General features: G+C 64.1%; 9 protein-coding genes. 7 read left to right on the top strand and 2 right to left on the bottom strand.

What is annotated here, in order from left to right; translation table 11 throughout:
• Positions 1-128: 128 nt before the first annotated feature.
• The 4 genes from ACSSU5_RS00165 to ACSSU5_RS00180 all read left to right on the top strand — a co-directional run bounded on the left by ACSSU5_RS00165 (position 129) and on the right by ACSSU5_RS00180 (position 12,864).
• Positions 129-1,841 (top strand): FAD-dependent oxidoreductase, encoded by a 1,713-nt coding sequence (locus ACSSU5_RS00165; RefSeq protein ID WP_492560328.1) that lies wholly within the window; start codon positions 129-131, stop codon positions 1,839-1,841.
• A gap of 194 nt (positions 1,842-2,035) precedes the next feature.
• On the top strand, positions 2,036-3,283 hold the full coding sequence (locus tag ACSSU5_RS00170; RefSeq protein ID WP_492560329.1) for an NAD(P)/FAD-dependent oxidoreductase: 1,248 nt from the start codon (positions 2,036-2,038) through the stop codon (positions 3,281-3,283).
• Between the two features lie 129 nt (positions 3,284-3,412).
• On the top strand, positions 3,413-12,058 hold the full coding sequence (locus tag ACSSU5_RS00175) for a glycoside hydrolase family 94 protein (protein ID WP_492560330.1): 8,646 nt from the start codon (positions 3,413-3,415) through the stop codon (positions 12,056-12,058).
• A gap of 74 nt (positions 12,059-12,132) precedes the next feature.
• A complete protein-coding gene (locus ACSSU5_RS00180) occupies positions 12,133-12,864 on the top strand; it encodes a Crp/Fnr family transcriptional regulator (protein WP_492560331.1) in 732 nt (243 codons plus the stop codon).
• Positions 12,865-12,882: 18 nt separating this feature from the next.
• On the opposite strand, the gene ACSSU5_RS00185 is transcribed toward ACSSU5_RS00180, so the two are convergent.
• Positions 12,883-13,134, bottom strand: coding sequence for a hypothetical protein (locus ACSSU5_RS00185; protein WP_264312829.1), 252 nt, complete (start codon positions 13,132-13,134; stop codon positions 12,883-12,885).
• Positions 13,135-13,321: 187 nt separating this feature from the next.
• Here ACSSU5_RS00185 and ACSSU5_RS00190 point away from each other — a divergent pair, with 187 nt between their 5' ends.
• From ACSSU5_RS00190 to ACSSU5_RS00200, 3 genes are all read left to right on the top strand, one after another.
• Positions 13,322-13,843: a sigma-70 family RNA polymerase sigma factor gene (locus ACSSU5_RS00190; RefSeq protein WP_264312828.1), complete on the top strand. Its 522-nt coding sequence runs from the start codon at positions 13,322-13,324 to the stop codon at positions 13,841-13,843.
• Complete coding sequence (locus ACSSU5_RS00195; protein WP_492560332.1) at positions 13,840-14,802, top strand: FecR domain-containing protein; 963 nt, start codon at positions 13,840-13,842, stop codon at positions 14,800-14,802. Before ACSSU5_RS00190 ends, ACSSU5_RS00195 begins: the two co-directional genes overlap by 4 nt.
• Positions 14,803-14,974: 172 nt before the next feature.
• A complete protein-coding gene (locus ACSSU5_RS00200) occupies positions 14,975-17,311 on the top strand; it encodes a TonB-dependent siderophore receptor (RefSeq protein ID WP_492561290.1) in 2,337 nt (778 codons plus the stop codon).
• A 248-nt stretch (positions 17,312-17,559) separates the two neighbouring features.
• On the opposite strand, the gene nosR is transcribed toward ACSSU5_RS00200, so the two are convergent.
• A complete protein-coding gene (nosR, locus tag ACSSU5_RS00205) occupies positions 17,560-18,909 on the bottom strand; it encodes a response regulator c-di-GMP phosphodiesterase, NosR family (protein WP_492560333.1) in 1,350 nt (449 codons plus the stop codon).
• Positions 18,910-18,930: the final 21 nt, after the last annotated feature.

Below are 18,930 nucleotides of genomic sequence, written 5' to 3' on the forward strand. Positions count from 1 at the left end.
CCCGCGCAGCGTCTGTGCGCTGAAGTGTCCGGTTATCGACCAGTACCGCGCTGCGTCACTTGCATCCTGCTCGGTCATCCATGAAGTATATGGAACCACGTTCCAATAATAATACTGGAGATCCTGCGATGCCTACCGACACCTTGCAAGCCGAATACGACGTACTGGTCATTGGCTCAGGCGCAGCCGGCCTGGCTGCGGCGGTAACGGCTGCCTGGCACGGGCAGCGCGTGATGTTGGTCGAGAAGGCGCCGGTGTTCGGCGGCGCCACCGCCTGGTCCGGCGGCTGGGCCTGGGTGCCGCGCAACCCGCTGGCGCGCCGCGCCGGTATAGAAGAAGACATCGAGCAGCCGCGCACCTACCTGCGTAATGAGCTTGGCGCACAGTACGACGCGGAACGGGTGGATGCCTTCCTCCAGGCCTGCCCGCACATGGTCGCCTTTTTCGAGAAACACACCGCACTGCAGTTCGTCGACGGCAACGCCATCCCCGACATGCATGGCGACACACCCGGCGCCGCGACCGGCGGCCACCAGGTCATCGCAGCCCCCTACGATGCCCGTGAGGTCGGCGCGCTGTTGCCGCGCCTGCGCAAAACCCTGCGCGAGACCTCGTTCATGGGCATGCCGATCATGGCCGGCCCCGACCTGGCGGCCTTTCTCAACATGACCCGGTCGCCACGCGCCTTGCTGCATGTGTGCAAGCGTTTTGGCCGCCACCTGTACCACCTCGCCCGCCATGGCCGGGCCATGCACCTGGTCAATGGCGTTGCCCTGGTGGCGCGCCTGGCCAAGTCGGCCGCAGACCTTGGCGTGCGCCTGCAGGAATCGGCCCCGGCCAAGCGCCTGCTGCTCGAAAACGGGCAGGTACGCGGGGCCGTGATAGGCACCCCGCAGGGCGACCTGACGGTGAGGGCGAAAGCTGTTGTACTCGCAGCCGGCGGCTTCCCCAATGACAGTGCGCGGCGCCGTCAGCTGTTTGCCCGTGACGCCACTGGCCATGACAACCTCGCCCTGCCCCCGCAGTCCTGCTCGGGCGATGGCTTGCGCCTTGGCGAATCGGCGGGCGGCGTGGTGGCCACCGACCTGAAATCAGCGGTGGCCTGGGCACCGGTCTCCAAAGTGCCGCACCGCGACGGCAGTGTCGGCCACTTCCCGCACATCATCGAGCGCGGCAAGCCCGGCGTCATCGGTGTGCTGGCCAATGGCAACCGTTTCGTCAACGAGGCACACGGTTACTACGACTACGTGTCGGCCATGCTCGAGGCGGTCCCGCAGGGCGAGGAAGCCTGCTCGTGGCTGGTCTGCGACCACCGCTTCCTGCGCCGCTACGGCCTCGGCCACGCCCGCCCCGCGCCACTGCCGGTATGGCCACATGTGCGCAGCGGCTACCTCAAGCGCGGCGCCAGCCTCGAACAACTGGCCCAGGCCTGCGGCATCGACCCTAGCGGGTTGAGCGCCACCGTCGCCGCCTACAACCGCCATGCGCGCCAAGGCGAGGACCCGGCATTCGGCCGCGGCTCCACGCCATTCAACCGTAAACAGGGGGACCCGGCATACCGCGGGCCGAACCCCTGCGTCGCGCCAATCGAACAGGGGCCGTTTTACGCGGTAAAAGTCCAGCCAGGGTGCTTTGGCACCTTCGCCGGCCTGCGCACCGACGGCCATGCACGTGTTCTGGACGAACGTGGCCAGCCAATCGGCGGGCTTTATGCGGCGGGTACCGACATGGCCAGCGTGTTTGGCGGTTGGTACCCGTCAGGCGGCATCAATCTGGGCCCGGCGCTGACTTTCGGCTACGTGGCCGGGCGGCATATTGCCGGGGCACAGGAAGCGGAATGAGGCCACCGCTTGTGCGCAGAGGTCCATCCTGACCTAAGCGCAACCGCAAGCCTGTGTAAAAAAACAACCCGTATAGCTTTGCGGCAAAAGCTCATCTATACCTGTACAAGAAAACTTTTTTGTACAAGTAGTGAATGCACTGGCGCCTCAAGCTCGGCCAACGCCTGGCGCGTCACGAACGGGAATAGACCGCCATGCGCATCGCAATCATCGGCAGCGGTATCGCCGGCCTCACCTGTGCCCATCTGCTGTCACGCCGGCATGAGATCACGGTGTTCGAAGCGGCCGACTGGGTCGGTGGCCACGCCCATACCGTGGATGTGCGGTGGGGCGGCCAGGACTATGCGCTGGACACCGGTTTCATCGTCTTCAATGACTGGACCTACCCGCATTTCATTCGCCTGCTCGATCAGCTGGGCGTTACGTCGCAGCCGACCCAGATGAGCTTTGCGGTGCATGACCCACGCAGTGGCCTGGAGTACAACGGGCATGACCTGGACACCCTGTTCGCCCAGCGGCGCAACCTGCTTTCGCCCGGTTTCTGGGGCATGTTGCGCGACATTCTGCGCTTCAATCGCCAGGCCCTTGCCGACCTCGACAACCAGCGCATCGATGAGGACACCACCCTTGGTAGTTATTTGCGGGCGCAGGGTTATGGGCAGCGCTTCATCAACCACTACATCGTGCCCATGGGTTCGGCGATCTGGTCGATGTCACGCGCCGACATGCTGGGTTTTCCGCTGCAGTTCTTCGTGCGTTTCTGCCGCAATCACGGCCTGTTGTCGGTCAACCAGCGCCCGCAATGGCGGGTAATCGAGGGTGGCTCGCGCAGCTACGTGGCGCCGTTGTGCCGCCCCTTTGCCAAGCGTATCCGCTGCAATTGCCCGGTTGCACGGGTCAGCCGTGATCACGCTGGCGTGGCCGTGAGCAGCGCCGCCGGCACCGAGCGCTTCGACAAGGTGGTGTTCGCCTGCCACAGCGATCAGGCCTTGGCCCTGCTGGAGGCGCCCAGTGCAGACGAGCGCGTGGTGCTGGGTACCCTCACCTACGCCAGCAACGACGTGGTGCTGCACACCGACACCCGCCTGCTGCCGCGCCGGCGCAAAGCCTGGGCCAGCTGGAACTACCGCCTGGGGGGCGCCGAGCAGGCACCCGCCGCACTCACCTACAACATGAACATCCTGCAGGGCATCGATGCGCCAGTGACCTTCTGCGTGAGCCTCAACCAGACCGCGCAGGTAGACCCGGCGCAGGTCCTTGCACATTTCAGTTATGCCCAGCCCCAGTACAGCCTGGCAGCCTTGGCCGCCCAGGCCCGCCATAACGAGCTGCAGGGCCGCCAGCACAGCTATTACTGCGGTGCCTATTGGGGCAACGGCTTCCACGAAGACGGCGTGCTCAGCGCGCTGAACGTGGCGGGGCATTTTGGAGAACGCCTGTGAACAGCCGCCTGTGCCACCGGCCTTTGTGCGCTGTACCAATGCGGGTCTGTTCGCTACCGAACAGACCCGCATAGCCCGCCGCGCGCACACTGAGTACCTGACCGGCCAGCTAACAGCGCCCAACCCACCATGGACAACGCCTGGCTTCGCGCACTCACCTACGTGCAACGCCTGACCAACCGTGCCCGGCGCTGGCGTGCGCCGCAGCACACGTTCACCTACGAAAGCCTGCTGCGTTCGGAGCTCTACAGCGCCAAGCAACTGGCCGACCATGGCACTTGGCTCGCGGGCCAGCACCGTTTGAGCCAGTTGCCTGCCGACGACTCGCTGCTCGTGCGCCTGGCTGATAACGAACGCATGCTCAACGCAAGCTGTTCTGCCCTCGCCGCCGCCCTGCCCGACTCGCGCCCGACGTTGCCTGCCGCGCAGTGGCTGCTCGACAACTTCTACCTGGTCGAAAGCCATATCCGCATCGCCAAACGCCACCTGCCGGCAGACTACAGCCTGCAACTGCCACGCCTGGACAATGGGGCCTCAAGCGGATTGCCGCGGGTCTATGACATCGCACTGGAGACCATCTGCCATGGCGACGGCCGGGTCGATGCCGAGAGCCTGAGCCATTTCGTCGAGGCCTATCAGCAGACGGCCACACTGACCCTCGGCGAGCTCTGGGCGATCCCGATCATGCTGAGGCTGGCGCTGATCGAAAACTTGCGCCGTGTTGCGGCCAGGGTCATGGCCAACTGGGCGGATCGGGACCTGGCCAACGGTTGGGCCGACAAGCTCAGCGAAACCGCCGAGCGTGATGCCAAGAGCGTGGTGCTGGTGGTGGCAGACATGGCCCGCTCGGACCCACCGATGACAGCCGCCTTCGTCGCCGAACTCGCCCGGCGGCTACAAGGCCACAGCAGCACGCTGACTCAGCCACTGGCCTGGATCGAACAGTTGCTCGGCGAGTCGGCACTGAGCATCGAGCGCCATGTGCAGCTCGATGCGCAACAGCAGGCCATCGACCAGGTGTCCATCAGCAACAGCATCGGCAGCCTGCGGCTGCTCTCGACCGTTGACTGGCGGCTGTTCGTCGAGCACCTGAGCCATGTCGAGCAGATCCTCGGGCAAGACCCAGCTGCGGTGTATGCGGCCATGGACTTCGCCAGCCGCGATCACTATCGGCACATCGTCGAACAGCTGGCGCGGCACAGCGCCTTCAGTGAAGAACAGGTGGCACGCACGGCAATCGAGCTTGCCCGTGCCACAAGCGCAGCGCCGCGCGGGCAGACAGCCCACGTCGGCTATTACCTGGCAGGCGCTGGCCTGACGTTGCTCGAACGCCAGCTTGCTGCGCGGGTAGCGCTGGCCGAGCGCTGGCAGCGCCTGTTGCACCGGGCACCGCTGGCGTTCTACCTGGTGCCGTCAGCGCTGCTATCGGGCCTGCTGGCCTGGGGCTTCGTCGTTGGCATTGCCGCCGAAGGCTGGCCTGCCTGGGTACTGGCGGCCATGGCCCTGCCCATTCTGCTGACCACCAGCCGGCTGGCCATTGGCCTGGTCAACTGGTTGGTGACCCTGACCGTGAAACCTGCGTTTTTGCCACGGTTGGACTACGCCTCGGGCATTCCCGTCGAAGCCCGGACCCTGGTCGCGGTGCCCAGCATGCTGAGCACTGCCGGCGATGTCGAGGAACTGGTCGAAGGGCTTGAGGTGCGCTTTCTGGCCAACCGTGATGAACACCTGCACTTCGCGCTTTTGAGTGACTTCATGGATGCCCCCACGCAGACCTGCGCCGCAGACATGGCCTTGCTCGACCTCGCCAGTGACGGTATTCGTGCGCTGAACCTGAAGTACCCAAGCCCTGGCAGCGAACGCTTCTTCCTGCTGCATCGGCCGAGGGTATGGAACGCCACAGAGCAATGCTGGATGGGCCGTGAACGCAAGCGCGGCAAGCTCGCCGAGCTCAATGCCCTGCTGCGCGGACGCGGGGGCGAGTGTTTCATGCGCATCGTCGGCGACCTGCGCGCGCTTGATCGGGTGCGCTATGTCATCACCCTGGACACCGACACCCAGTTGCCACGCGATGTGGCGCAGAAGTTCGTCGGCGCCATGCAGCACCCCTTGAACCGCGCACATTTCGATGCAACAACCGGTCGCATCCTTTCTGGCTACGCGATCCTGCAACCGCGGGTGGGCATCAGCCTGCCCAGCGTGTCGCGCTCAATCTACGCGCGCCTGTTCGGCAGCGATGCCGGGGTCGATCCTTACACGCGGGCGGTGTCGGATGTGTACCAGGACCTGTTCCTGAGTGGCTCCTTCATCGGCAAAGGCATCTACGCAGTGGATGCCTTCGAACAGGCACTGGATGGGCGTTTTGCTGACAACCGGGTACTCAGCCACGACTTGATTGAAGGCTGCTACGCCCATGCCGGGCTGCTGAGTGATGTGCAATTGTTCGAGGCGTATCCGGCACGCTACAGCGCCGATGTAAAGCGCCGCCACCGTTGGATACGGGGTGACTGGCAACTGCTGCCGTGGCTTGTACCCTGGCTGCGCACCGGGGTCGAAGGCCAGGCGCAGAGCCGGCTGAGCGCATTGTCGCGCTGGAAGATTCTCGACAACCTGCGCCGCAGCCTGGAACCCGCCGCGCTGCTGACAGCCCTGCTGTGGGGCTGGCTGGCGAGCACGTCGGCGCTGCTCTGGACCCTCGCACTGCTGGGCCTGCTGCTGACCCGCCCGCTGCTCGACACACTGCTTGAGCTGGTACGCAAAACCACCGAAGTGCCGCTGGCCGAGCACCTGCTTGCGGCGCTGCATACCTCTGGCATCTACTTCGTGCGCGCCGGGTTGTCGCTGGCCTGGTTGCCGTTCGAGACCCGCTACAGCCTGGATGCCATCGCCCGCACACTGTGGCGGCTGGCCGTGAGCAAACGCCGGTTGCTGCAATGGAACCCGTCAAGGGAGGATGAACGCAACAGTGCCGATACGCTGCAGGCGGTCTACCGCGAACAATGGGCGCAGCCAGCCTTGGTGCTTGTGCTGACGGGCGCGCTGGCGATGCGCCCGAGTGTCCTGCTGCTGGCCTCCCCCATTCTCGCCCTCTGGCTGTTCGGCCCGGCCCTGGCCTGGTGGCTCAGCCGTACGCGGGGGCGCCGCGTGTTCACACCGCAGCCCCAGGACCTGCGCTTTCTGCATCGGCTGGCCAGGCGCAACTGGGCGTTCTTTGACCGCCATGTAGGGCCTGCCGACAACTGGCTGCCACCTGACAACCTGCAGGATCCGCCGTTTCCCAGCATCGCTCACCGCACGTCACCGACCAACATCGGCATGGCCCTGCTCTCGCACCTGGCCGCCCATGATTTTGGTTACCTGAGTGCCGACCGACTGTTCCAGCGCCTGACGCAGATGCTCGACAGCCTGGACCACCTGGAGCGCTACAAGGGGCATTTCTACAACTGGTACGAGACCCAGTCCCGCACGCCATTGCACCCGCTCTATATTTCTGCGGTGGACAGCGGCAACCTGGCAGCCCTGCTGCTGACGCTAAAGCCAGGGCTGTTGGCGATGGCCGATACCCCCGTGCTGGACCGCCGCCTGAGCCAGGGGCTGCTGGACACCCTCGACATCCTGCGCGAAACGTTCACCACCGCAGGCCGTGCTGACGATTCGCTGGAGACCCTGGGTAAACAGCTCAGGCAAGCCCATGAGCGGCCAGGCCCACTACCTGCCACGTTGCTGGAACGGCTCGCCGAGCAGGTACAGGCGCTGACCCTCCAGTACACCCCGCGATCGGGCGAGGCCAGCGACACCGACGATTGCCAATTCTGGCTCCAGGCCCTGCATCAGCAATGCCTGGACCTGGGTCGCGAGCTGCAAGCGTTCCAGCTGCCACCCGGTCATGACCCAGGGTTTCAGGCAGCGCCGAGCTGGCGCCAGTTGGCACAGCTGGAGCAGGACCTGTGGCCAAGCGCGGAACGCCTGGCCGTGGCCACTGTGCGTGCGCTGGCAGGCCAGCGTATCGCACAGTCGCAAAGCCTGGCGCTGCGGATCGCGACTCTGGCCAACATGGACTTCACCTTCCTCTACGACAGCCAGCGCGACTTGTTCGCCATCGGCTACAACGCCGATGAGCATCGGCTCGATTCAGCATTCTACGACTTGCTCGCATCGGAAATGCGCCTGACCAACTTCGTCGTCATCGCCCAGGGCCAGGTGCCCCAGGCCAGCTGGTTCGCCCTGGGCCGGCTACTGACCAGCAATGCCGGCGTGCCGGTGTTGCTGTCTTGGTCAGGGTCGATGTTCGAGTACCTGATGCCGCTGCTGGTCATGCCGAGCTACGAAGGCACCTTGCTCGACCAGACCTGCCAGGCGGCGGTCGACCGGCAGATCGATCACGGTAACGCGCTGGGCATCCCCTGGGGCGTTTCCGAGTCGGCCTATAACGCCCTGGACGCGCACCTGAACTATCAGTACCGGGCGTTTGGTGTACCGGGCCTGGGTCTCAAGCGCGGCCTGGGTGAAGAGCGGGTGGTCGCGCCCTACGCCAGTGCGCTCGCCCTGCTGGTGGCGCCCGGCGCCGCGTGCCGAAACTTGCAGCGCCTGAGCACGCTTGGGCTGGCTGGCCGCTTCGGGTTGTACGAGGCCATCGACTACAGCGAGTCACGGCTCCCCCCGGGGCAGAGCGCGGTGGTAATCCGCTCGTTCATGGCCCACCACCAAGGCATGAGCTTGCTGGCCCTGACATCCCTGTTGCTGGATAAACCCATGCAACGGCGCTTTGCCTCAGAGCCGCCATTTCAGGCAAGCATGCTGCTGTTACAGGAGCGCGTACCGAAGACAGCCGCGCCCTACCTGCATACCCTGCAGGCACCGGCCATGGAAGCGGCAGGCCACACGGGCGAGACGCGGCTACGGGTATTCAGCGAGCCGAATCGGCGACACCCCGCCGTGCAACTGCTTTCCAATGGCCGCTACCACGTCATGGTCAACCACGTCGGCAGTGGTTACAGCCAGCGCAATGGCTTGGCGCTGACCCGTTGGCGCGAAGACGCCAGCCGCGATGACCTGGGCAGTTTCTGTTACCTGCGGGACGTCACCAGCGGTGCATTCTGGTCAACTACCTACCAACCGACGCGGCACCGCGGCAAAAACCAGGAGGCGATATTCAGTGATGGCCGCGCCGAATTCCGCATCCGTGAAGGCGACTTCGACTGCCATACCGAAATAGCCGTTTCGCCCGAGGACGACATCGAACTGCGACGCCTGCACCTGACCAATCATGGTGACGAACAGCGCACCCTGGAGCTGACCAGCTACGCCGAGGTGGTGCTGGCACCGGCCCTGAGCGATGCCCTGCACCCGGCGTTCAGCAAGTTGTTCGTGCAGACCGAACTGGTCCGCCCGCTGCAAGCCATTATCTGCACCCGGCGGCCGCGCTCGCAGCAGGACGCAGTGCCGTGGATGTGCCATGTGCTGGCCGTGCATGGCGCCGATATCGATGCCGTCTCCTACGAAACCGACCGCGCCCGTTTCATAGGCCGTGGCCGCACCCTGGTGGCCCCAGCGGCACTGGACCGCCAAACCGAGGCCTTGTCCGACAGCGCCGGGGCGGTACTCGACCCGATCGTGGCGATCCGCTGCCGCATCAGCCTGGCGCCTGGCCAGAAAGCCACGGTCGACCTGGTCACCGGTGCAACTGACAGCCGCGATGCCTGCCTGCAGCAGATCGCCAAGTACCGCGATCGCCACTTGGCCGACCGGGTGTTCGACCTCGCCTGGCCACATAGCCAGGTGCAGTTGCGTCAGCTCAACGGGTCGCTCAACGATGCCCGGCTGTTCGAGCAGATGGCCGCGTCGGTGATCTACCCCAACGCCGCGCTGCGGGCCAGTAGCGCCCTTTTGGTCAGCAACCGTCGCAGCCAATCCGGGCTGTGGGGCCAAGGGCTGTCGGGGGACTTGCCGATCGTGCTGGTACAGATTGCTGACCCGGCCAACCTCCACCTGGTCAAGCAGATGGTGCTTGCCCATGCCTATTGGCGGCAGAAGGGCCTGGCGCTGGACCTGGTGATCTGGAACGAAGACCAGGCCGGTTATCGCCAGCAATTGCAGGACCTGATCATGGGCATCGTCACCTCCGGCAGCGAGGCCGCGCTGCTCGATCGCCCCGGCGGTATCTTCGTGCGCCCCGCGCAGCAACTGTCGGCGCAAGACCGCACCCTTACCCTTTCGGTGGCCCGGCTGGTACTCAGCGACAGCCATGGCACGCTGGCCGAGCAACTGCATCACCGCCGCACGCCGCCTGCACCTGCCGCGTTCGAGGCGACCCCGGCCTACACGCCGGCCAAGCCCGACAGCCAGTCGCTGGTAGACACACCGTCACTGATGCTCGCCAACCGTTACGGGGGTTACAACGCCGATGGCAGTGAGTACGTCATTGCCCACGTTCGCGGTCGGCCGCCCCCGGCGCCATGGGTCAACATTCTGGCCAACCCGCAGTTTGGCAGCGTGCTGTCGGAGGCCGGCAGCGCCTACACCTGGTACGAAAACGCCCACGAGTACCGGCTGACACCCTGGCACAACGACCCGGTGTGCGACCCCAGCGGCGAAACGCTGTACCTGCGTGACGAGGACAGTGGCCACTATTGGTCGCCAACCCCGATGCCTTGCCCCGGCCCTGGCCGCTATCGCACCCGGCACGGCTTTGGCTACAGCGTGTTCGAGTATGCCGACGACAGCCTGGACAGTGAGTTATGGGTGCATGTCGCGCTGGATGCGCCGATCAAGTTCAGCCGGCTCAAGCTGCACAACCGCTCGACGCTGGCACGACGGTTGTCGGTGACCTGTTTCGTCGAGTGGGTGCTGGGGGACCTGCGCAGCAAATCGGCCATGCACGTGGTCAGCGAGGTCGACCCGGTCAGCGGCGCCCTGTTCGCCCGTAACAGTTATGCCGAGGCGTTTTCCAGGCATGTCGGGTTTGTCGATTGCGACCTGCCCTTGTACGGCATTACCTGTGACCGCAGCGAGTTCCTCGGGCGCAATGGCGATTGCCAGGCCCCGGCCGGCCTGCGCCAGGCACGGCTGTCGGGGCGTACAGGCGCTGGGCTGGACCCGTGCGCGGCCGTGCAGGTCAGCGTGCTGCTACAGCCTGGCGAAAGCCGAGAGGTGGTGTTCCGCCTGGGTGCCGGGCAAAACGCCGAGGCCGCCAGCCACTGTGTGCAGCAATACCGAGGGCTACGTGCGGCCATGGACGCCCTGGAGAAGGTGCAGGCCTACTGGCGCGAGACCCTGGGCAGCGTGCAGATTGAAACCCCGGAGCCGTCCCTGGATGTGCTGGCCAACGGTTGGTTGCTGTATCAGGTAATCGCCTGCCGCTTCTGGGCGCGCAGTGGTTTTTACCAGTCCGGCGGCGCCATCGGTTTTCGCGACCAGTTGCAAGACAGCATGGCCATGCTCCACGCAGCCCCGGCCCTGGCGCGCCAGCATCTGCTTGACTGCGCCGCGCACCAGTATGCCGAAGGCGATGTGCAGCACTGGTGGCACCCACCTCTGCAGCGCGGGGTGCGCACGCGCTGCTCGGACGACTTGCTATGGCTGCCGCTGGCAACCAGCCGCTACGTGGCGCTTGTTGGCGACCGCTCGGTGCTGGACGAACCGGTCGGCTACCTGGAGGGGCGTGCGTTGAATGCCGGTGAAGAGTCCTATTACGACCTGCCCACCCAGGCGAACCTGGTCGAGAGCCTGTACCAGCATTGCCAGCGCGCCCTCGGGCATGCCTTGCAGTATGGCGCCCACGGCCTGCCGCTGATGGGCAGCGGGGACTGGAATGACGGCATGAACCGCGTCGGCGAACAAGGCCTTGGCGAAAGCGTGTGGCTGGGTTTCTTCGGTCACGAGGTATTGCGGGCGTTCGCCAGCCTCGCCCTGGGCCACGGCGACAGCGCCTTCGCCCTGCAGTGCAGCCAACAGGCGGCCACCCTGGCCGAACACCTGGAACAACATGCCTGGGACGGCGGCTGGTACCTGCGCGCCTGGTTCGACGACGGCCAGTTGCTGGGCTCGGCGAGCAACCAGGAGTGCCGCATCGACTCGCTGGCACAGAGCTGGGCGGTGCTGTCCGGGGTTGCCCCGCCCCAACGAGCACAGGCCGCCATGGCCGCGCTGGACCAGCATCTGGTGCGCCGCGACATCGGCATCGTCAAACTGCTCGACCCACCCTTCGACCACGGCGACCTCGACCCCGGCTACATCAAGGGCTACCTGCCGGGCGTGCGCGAAAATGGCGGGCAGTACACGCACGCAGCCATCTGGGCGAGCATGGCCTATGCCCACCTGGGCGATGCTGCCAAGGCCTGGGAACTGCTGCGATTGATCAACCCGGTGCGCCAGGGTTGCAGCGGGTTGATCGACACGTACAAGGTCGAGCCCTACGTGATGGCCGCCGATGTCTATGCCGTCGCCCCCCACGCAGGGCGCGGTGGCTGGAGCTGGTACACCGGCTCCGCTGGCTGGATGTACCGGCTGATCGTGGAAAGCCTGCTGGGCCTGCAGCGCTGCGGTGACACCTTACGGATTCAGCCGCTGCTGCCAGCGGACTGGCCCGGTTATACCTTGCACTACCGTTTTGGCAGTGCCCACTACCGCATTGAAGTGCGCAATGGCGCCAACGTCGAACCGAGCCTGAGCCTGGACGGCCAACTGCTGACCCAAGCGGTGCTGACGCTGAAGGATGATGGCGCGCTGCACCAGGTGATCGCCGACTACCAGCCGTCACCCTTGCCCATTAACTGAGCCGACCGGGAGGCAGCATGTATTCGCTGGGCTAATCTTGTTCCGACAGCCGTTGCCCTCCACGGTCCACCAGCATGCAAGCCACGTCCACCCCCCGACAGAATCACCTGCTGGCCGCCCTGTCCGATGAGACGTTCGGCCGCCTGCAAGCGCACCTGGAACGTAGCAACCTGCCACTTGGCAAGGCGCTCTACGAGTCCGGCGACACCCTGCGCCATGTCTACTTCCCTGTCGATGCAATCGTCTCGTTGCTGTATGTGATGGAGAACGGCGCCTCGGCTGAAATCTCGGTGGTGGGCAATGAAGGGCTGGTCGGCATTGCCGTGTTCATGGGCGGCGAAAGCACCCCCAGCCGCGCGATCGTGCAAAGCGCTGGGTATGCCTATCGTCTGCCAGTGCAGCGCCTCAAGGACGAGTTCAACCGCCATGGCGAGCTGATGATGCTGATGCTGCGCTACACCCAGGCATTGATCACCCAGATGGCGCAGACGGCGGTGTGCAACCGGCATCATTCCATTGACCAGCAACTGTGCCGCTGGCTGCTGCTGTCGTTGGACCGCTTGTCGGGCGACAGCCTGCGCATGACCCAGGAACTGATCGCCAACATGCTGGGCGTACGCCGCGAGGGGGTGACCGACGCCGCCGGCAAACTGCAGCGGCTGGGGGTGATCGAATACAATCGAGGGCACATCAGGGTGCTCGACAGGGCGCACCTGGAGCAGCTCAGTTGCGAGTGTTACGCGGTGGTCAGGAAAGAGACCGAGCGTCTGCTTCCCTACCTGCCGCCTGGGCGCCCTACCGTTTAACTACTACACACATCGTGCCTAAGGCCTGATCTTCTGCTTTGGCTGATAGCTGTAACGCTCGGCCGCAGAGGCTCTGGAGGGGTCGGGACGGCCTGAACCTTTTTCGCTCTCCCTGGGCGCTTGATCGTCGAGGTAGTCATCGCGATCTTCCGGCCTTGCACGTTTTTCATCCTCGCTATCGTCTTCGTCTTTCCCGGTTGGCCAGTCTTCGTCTCGCCCAGGTTCAACACCTGGGGCATCGATATCCGTGACGCGCTTGCCAGTGGTCATACACACCTCTCAATGCTCAGAAGTCCTGAGCTACTTCGAGTGTGCGCCTTCAAGGTTATCAGCAGTTTTATATCGGACCAGATGCGGCCAGGGCGTTGAGTGCGTGCTGCTGTTGCAGGGCTCCCCGGCACGTATATATGATAAGCATTATCGTTTGCAACAATAACCCCTGCGGCGGCCGCACTCCATGCTCCCATCCCCCGAACCCCTGATGTGCGATGTCGCCCTGCTCTACCGCCAACAGCACAGTTGGTTGACGCGTTGGCTCAGGCAGCGTCTCAATTGCTCGCAACACGCAGCGGACCTGGCGCAAGACACTTTCATCCGGCTATTGAACAAAGAGCAGGTGCCACAACTGCACGCGCCACGCACCTTTCTGGCCAAGGTGGCGCAGAGCGTGTTGTGCAACCATTACCGCCGGCAAAAGCTTGAGCGCGCCTACCTTGAAGCGCTGGCGACGCTGCCTGAACAAGTGGCGCCAAGCCTGGAAACCCAGGCAATCCTGCTGGAAACCCTGATAGCCCTCGATGCCGCCCTCGATGGCCTGGAGCGTCCGGTGCGTGAGGCGTTTTTGCTGTCGCAGGTAGATGGCCTGGGGCACGCCGAGATCGCCGAGCGCCTGGCCGTGTCGATCACCACGGTCAAACGCTACATCGTCAAGGCAGGTGCGCTGTGCATCATGCTCGATGACAGCCTGGACCTGCCATGAACGCGTCAATCCCTGGCGAAGTGGCCGAGCAGGCCATGCATTGGCACCTCGAACTGCAGGAACCGGCCGTCACGGCTGCCACCCTGGCCGCCTGCATGAGCTGGCGCCAGGCACACCCGCTGCATGAGCACGCCTGGCAGCGGACTCAGGTGTTCGCCCAGCGCATGCACGATATGCGCAGCCCAGGCCAACGCCCCTTGGCCCACGCGGCACTAAGGCCACAGCAATCACGGCGCAATGTGCTCAAGCAACTGTCGCTACTGTTGGCTGCGGGTTCGGGCGCCTGGTACCTGAAAGACGCTGCGTTGGTACAGGACTGGCGCGCGGACTATCACAGCCGCATCGGCGAGCAACGGCGCCTGACGCTGGCCGATGGCACCCAGTTGCAACTGAACACTGACAGCGCCCTCGATGTGGCATTCGACCACCAGGCTCGGCGCCTGAGGCTGCTGCGCGGCGAGATGCTGATCACCCGCCCCGCCCTCGCCGACAGCCGCCCGCTGTGGGTGGACACCGTGCATGGCCGCCTCGAATCGATGCGGGCGCAGTTCAATGTGCGGCTGCACAGCCCGCTTACCCAAGTCAGCGTTTATCAGGGCACGGTGTCGGTCCGGCCTGCCCTGCAAGCCGATTCGCCCCTCGTGCTGGGGGCCGGGGAGCAGGCCAGCTTCACCCGCCAGGGTTTGCTGGCCCGGCAGGCCGTGCCCCCCACCCTCCCCGCCTGGAGCCAGGGCATGCTGGTTGCCCAAGGCCAGCGCCTGGCGGCGTTTCTTGAAGACGTGAGCCGCTATCGCCGTGGGCACCTGGCCTGCGACCCTGCCTTGGCGAGCCTCCGGGTATCTGGCACGTTCCCACTGGATAACACCGAAAAGATCATTGCCGCCGTGGCAGAAACCTTGCAACTCGACGTGCAGCACTTCACCCGCTACTGGGTCACCTTGAAGCCGCGAATGGCCTGACGCAAAAAAAGTTGCGCCGGGGTGGTCCGATTTCGCGTCTCACGAGACTTAACCCTCAGATCTTCAAATCAATGGGGGAACACTCGTGAATCGCACCGCACGCAAACGCCAGGGCTGGCAATCATCCATCACGCAAAAACTCGCCGGCGCAGTGGTCCAGGGCATCGCCTGCATGAGCGCAAGCGCCCCGCTGCTGATGCCCGGCTGGGTCACGGCCGCCGAACAGGCGCAGGCCGACTTCGACATCCCCGCAGGCCCCCTGGCACCGGCATTGGCCCGCTTCGGCCAGACCGCGCACATTCTGCTGTCCTACCCCACCTCATTGACCGAGGGCCGCAGCACGACCGGGCTGCATGGCCACTTCGATGTCGATCAGGGCCTGGCGATACTGCTCGCGGGCACGGGGCTTGAGGCCAGCCGCGGCGCCAACGGCAACTATTCGCTGCAAGCCAGTGCCACAGGTGCCCTGGAGCTGAGTGCGGTGTCCATTTCGGGTAAGGCGCCAGGCTCGACCACCGAAGGTACCGGGCTCTACACCACCTACTCATCGAGCAGCTCGACGCGCCTTAACCTCACGCCACGCGAGACCCCCCAATCGCTGACGGTCATGACCCGCCAGCGCCTGGATGACCAGCGCCTGACCAACCTCACCGACGCACTGGAGGCAGCCCCAGGCATCACCGTGGTGCGCGATGGCCTGGGTTCGGAAAGCGACTCGTACTGGTCGCGCGGCTTTGCCATCCAGAACTACGAGGTCGACGGTGTGCCTACCAGCACCCGCCTGGACAACTACTCGCAGAGCATGGCGATGTACGACCGTGTCGAAATCGTGCGCGGCGCCACCGGCCTGATCAGCGGCATGGGCAACCCCTCGGCGACGATCAACCTGATCCGCAAGCGCCCGACCGCCGAAGCCCAGGCCAGCATCACCGGCGAGGCCGGCAACTGGGACCGTTACGGCACAGGTTTCGATGTGTCCGGGCCGTTGACCGAAACCGGCAACATCCGCGGGCGCTTCGTCGCCGATTACAAAACCGAGAAAGCCTGGATTGACCGCTACAACCAGCAGTCGCAGCTGATGTACGGCATTACCGAGTTCGACCTCAGCGAAGACACGCTGCTGACCATGGGCTTCAGTTACCTGCGCAGCGACATCGACTCGCCGCTGCGCTCCGGCCTGCCCACGCGCTTCTCAACCGGTGGCCGTACCGACCTCAAGCGTTCACTCAATGCCGCACCAGACTGGTCATACAACGATCACGAGCAAACCAGCTTCTTTACCTCCATCGAGCAGCAACTGGGCAACGGCTGGAGCGGCAAGATCGAACTCACCCATGCCGAGAACCAGTTCGACGAGCTGTTCAACTTTGCCATGGGTGAGTTGAAACCCGATGGCAGCGGCCTGTCGCAATTGCCGGTACGTTTCTCTGGCACACCCCGCCAGGACAACCTCGACGTGTACGTGACCGGGCCGTTCGGCCTGTTCGGTCGCGAGCATGAGCTGATCACCGGCATGACCTTGTCCCAGTACCGGGAAAACACCCCGAGCTGGGGCGGCTGGCGCTATGACTACGCGGGCTCACCCGCAGGTGCCATCGACAACCTCTTCACCTGGGATGGCAAGTCGGCCAAACCGGCCTTTGTCGAAAGCGGCAAGTCGTCGATCGACGAAGACCAGTATGCGGCTTACCTGACCTCGCGCTTCAGCGTAACCGACGACCTCAGCCTGATTGTCGGCAGCCGCCTGATCAATTGGAAACGCGACACTTCGGACAGGCCTTATGGCGGCGAAGAAACCCACGTGAATCGCGAAGAAAACGGCGTATTCATCCCTTACGCCGGCGTGGTCTACGACCTCGACGACACCTGGTCGCTGTACGCCAGCTACACCAAGATCTTCAACCCGCAAGGGTCGTGGGTTACCGACGAGAGCAACAAACCGCTCGACCCCATGGAAGGCGTGGGCTACGAGATCGGCATCAAGGGCACCCACCTCGATGGCAAGCTCAACTCCAGCCTCGCGGTGTTCAAGCTGGAGCAGGACAACCTGGCCATCTGGCAACACGACAACGTCTACAGCGCCGAACAAGACACCACCTCCAAGGGCATCGAGCTGGAGCTGAACGGCGAGCTGGCCGAAGGCTGGCAAGCGTCCGCCGGTTACGCCTATTCGGTAACCACCGATGCCGACGACCAGCGCATCAACACCAACTTACCGCGCAACAGCTTCAAAACCTTCACCAGCTACCGGCTGCACGGGCCGCTGGACAAGGTCACCCTCGGCGGCGGGGTGAACTGGCAGAGCAAGGTCGGCGCCGACCTGCACACCTTCAGCCAAGGCAGCTACGCAGTCACCAACCTGATGGCGCGCTACGACATCAACCAGCACTTGAGTGCATCGGTGAACCTGAACAACGTGTTTGATCGCGCGTACTACAGCCAACCCGGCCTGTACGGCGTTTATGGCACGCCGCGCAATGTAATGACGAGCTTCAAGTACAGCTTCTAGGCGCTGTATGAAAAGTTTTGTGGGAGCGGGCTTGCCCCGCGATGGAGTGCGAAGCGCTCCTGTACCCGATATCAAATAGTGCAAAGACGCCGCGAGTTCAGGCTTTGCTGCCGCGTTGCGGCAGATCGCGGGGCAAGCCCGCTCCCACAACGATGGATGACCATACTTTTCGTACAAAACCTAAGCTAAGCAGAGCCCGCACCTGAGGCCAATCGTTCAGCCACGGCATCGCTCAATGTGCTGTCTGACTACGATTGGCTCAGGGCAAGCGCCTCAGGGACTTTCACGAAAACACTGTACTTGGCCCCTTCCATTTCCTCGAAGGCGATCAGCTTTTCCACCAACGCCGCACTCAGCACCTTGCCCGCATTGAGCAACAGCATGCCGTTATCAGCATTGAGGTTGCGCACCAGGACCATGCCGCCGGCCAGTTCCCGGGTGCCCAGGGCCTGGACCGTCGGGTCGGCCAGGGTCACATCGCTGAGGAACTGAGCGCAGACCTTGACGAAATCCTCCACAAGCCCTGGGTCATACAGCTTCCCTGCGTATTTGCGGATGTACATCAATGCTTCATCGCTGTTCATCTGCCGCTCCAGCACCAGGCCGCGTTGCAATTCGATGAAGTCCACTGCCAGCTTCAACCAACGCGCCCCAAGGGGGATAGCCTCGCCTTTGAGATGGTCGGGAAAGCCGCTGCCATCCCAACGCTCCTGATGGTGCAGGATGAGTTGCGCCGCTTCTTTCATCGGCTCCAGGGTCATCACCAGCGATTCGCTTTGTTTCGGGTACGACCGGTACAGGTCGCGCTCGCTAAGCGGCAGCAGGTCAACCGGGCAGGTCAGCATGCTGTCGGTCCAGCTCATCTTGCCGATGTTGTACAGCGCGGCGGCCATGGTCAGGTCGCGGCTGCTGGCCTCGTCCAGGCCATGGCGGGTGCAGTACACACGAATCAGTTCGATGACTTGCCGGTTGGTCTGTTTGGGCCTGGGCAGGCGCAGGTTGGCCAGCAGCGAAAAAACCTCCGTGCCGGTCACGTAACTGCGTTTGAGCTCTTCATAGGCAAGGTCAAGCATGTCGGCGGTTTGCTGCAACTCGGCGGTGCGCGCCGCTACACGCTGCTCAAGGCTGGCGTTGAGCAACTTGAGCTGCTGGTTCTGTACCTGGGTCAGGTCCTCCAGGCGCCGGCGCTCGCTTTCCGAATACTGGAAAGCCAGGGCCTGGCGCACGGTCACCAGCATCTCTTCATCATTCCAGGGCTTGCTGATGTAGCGATGAATATGGCCGTCGTTGATCGCCTTGGCGATCGTGCTCATGTCGGCATAACCGGTCAGCAGGATACGCAAGGTGCCGGGAAAGCGCTGATTGACCTGCGCCAGCAAGGTGGCGCCATCCATGCCCGGCATACGTGCATCGCTGATCACCAGGTTGACTGGGCGCTGTTCAAGCAGTTCAAGGGCCTGCGCGCCACTTTCAGCCAGTAGCACATCATAGGGCTGGCCGCGTAGCAGGCGGCGCAGGCTATTGAGAATCGAGCTCTCGTCGTCAACCAGCAGCACCACGGCTCTATCGGCTACCTCGTCCATCACTGATTGTTCCATGGCCCCCTCCGTGCACCTGAT

The organism is Pseudomonas sp. E1MeOHC2, assembly GCF_058745025.1.

Excerpts from the sequence above, each read along its gene's own strand:
- ACSSU5_RS00165 (WP_492560328.1), top strand. The coding sequence starts at position 129 with ATGCCTACCGACACCTTGCAAGCCGAATACGACGTACTGGTCATTGGC.
- ACSSU5_RS00170 (WP_492560329.1), top strand. The coding sequence starts at position 2,036 with ATGCGCATCGCAATCATCGGCAGCGGTATCGCCGGCCTCACCTGTGCC.
- ACSSU5_RS00175 (WP_492560330.1), top strand. The coding sequence starts at position 3,413 with ATGGACAACGCCTGGCTTCGCGCACTCACCTACGTGCAACGCCTGACC.
- ACSSU5_RS00180 (WP_492560331.1), top strand. The coding sequence starts at position 12,133 with ATGCAAGCCACGTCCACCCCCCGACAGAATCACCTGCTGGCCGCCCTG.
- ACSSU5_RS00185 (WP_264312829.1), bottom strand. The coding sequence starts at position 13,134 with ATGACCACTGGCAAGCGCGTCACGGATATCGATGCCCCAGGTGTTGAA.
- ACSSU5_RS00190 (WP_264312828.1), top strand. The coding sequence starts at position 13,322 with ATGCTCCCATCCCCCGAACCCCTGATGTGCGATGTCGCCCTGCTCTAC.
- ACSSU5_RS00195 (WP_492560332.1), top strand. The coding sequence starts at position 13,840 with ATGAACGCGTCAATCCCTGGCGAAGTGGCCGAGCAGGCCATGCATTGG.
- ACSSU5_RS00200 (WP_492561290.1), top strand. The coding sequence starts at position 14,975 with ATGAGCGCAAGCGCCCCGCTGCTGATGCCCGGCTGGGTCACGGCCGCC.
- nosR (WP_492560333.1), bottom strand. The coding sequence starts at position 18,909 with ATGGAACAATCAGTGATGGACGAGGTAGCCGATAGAGCCGTGGTGCTG.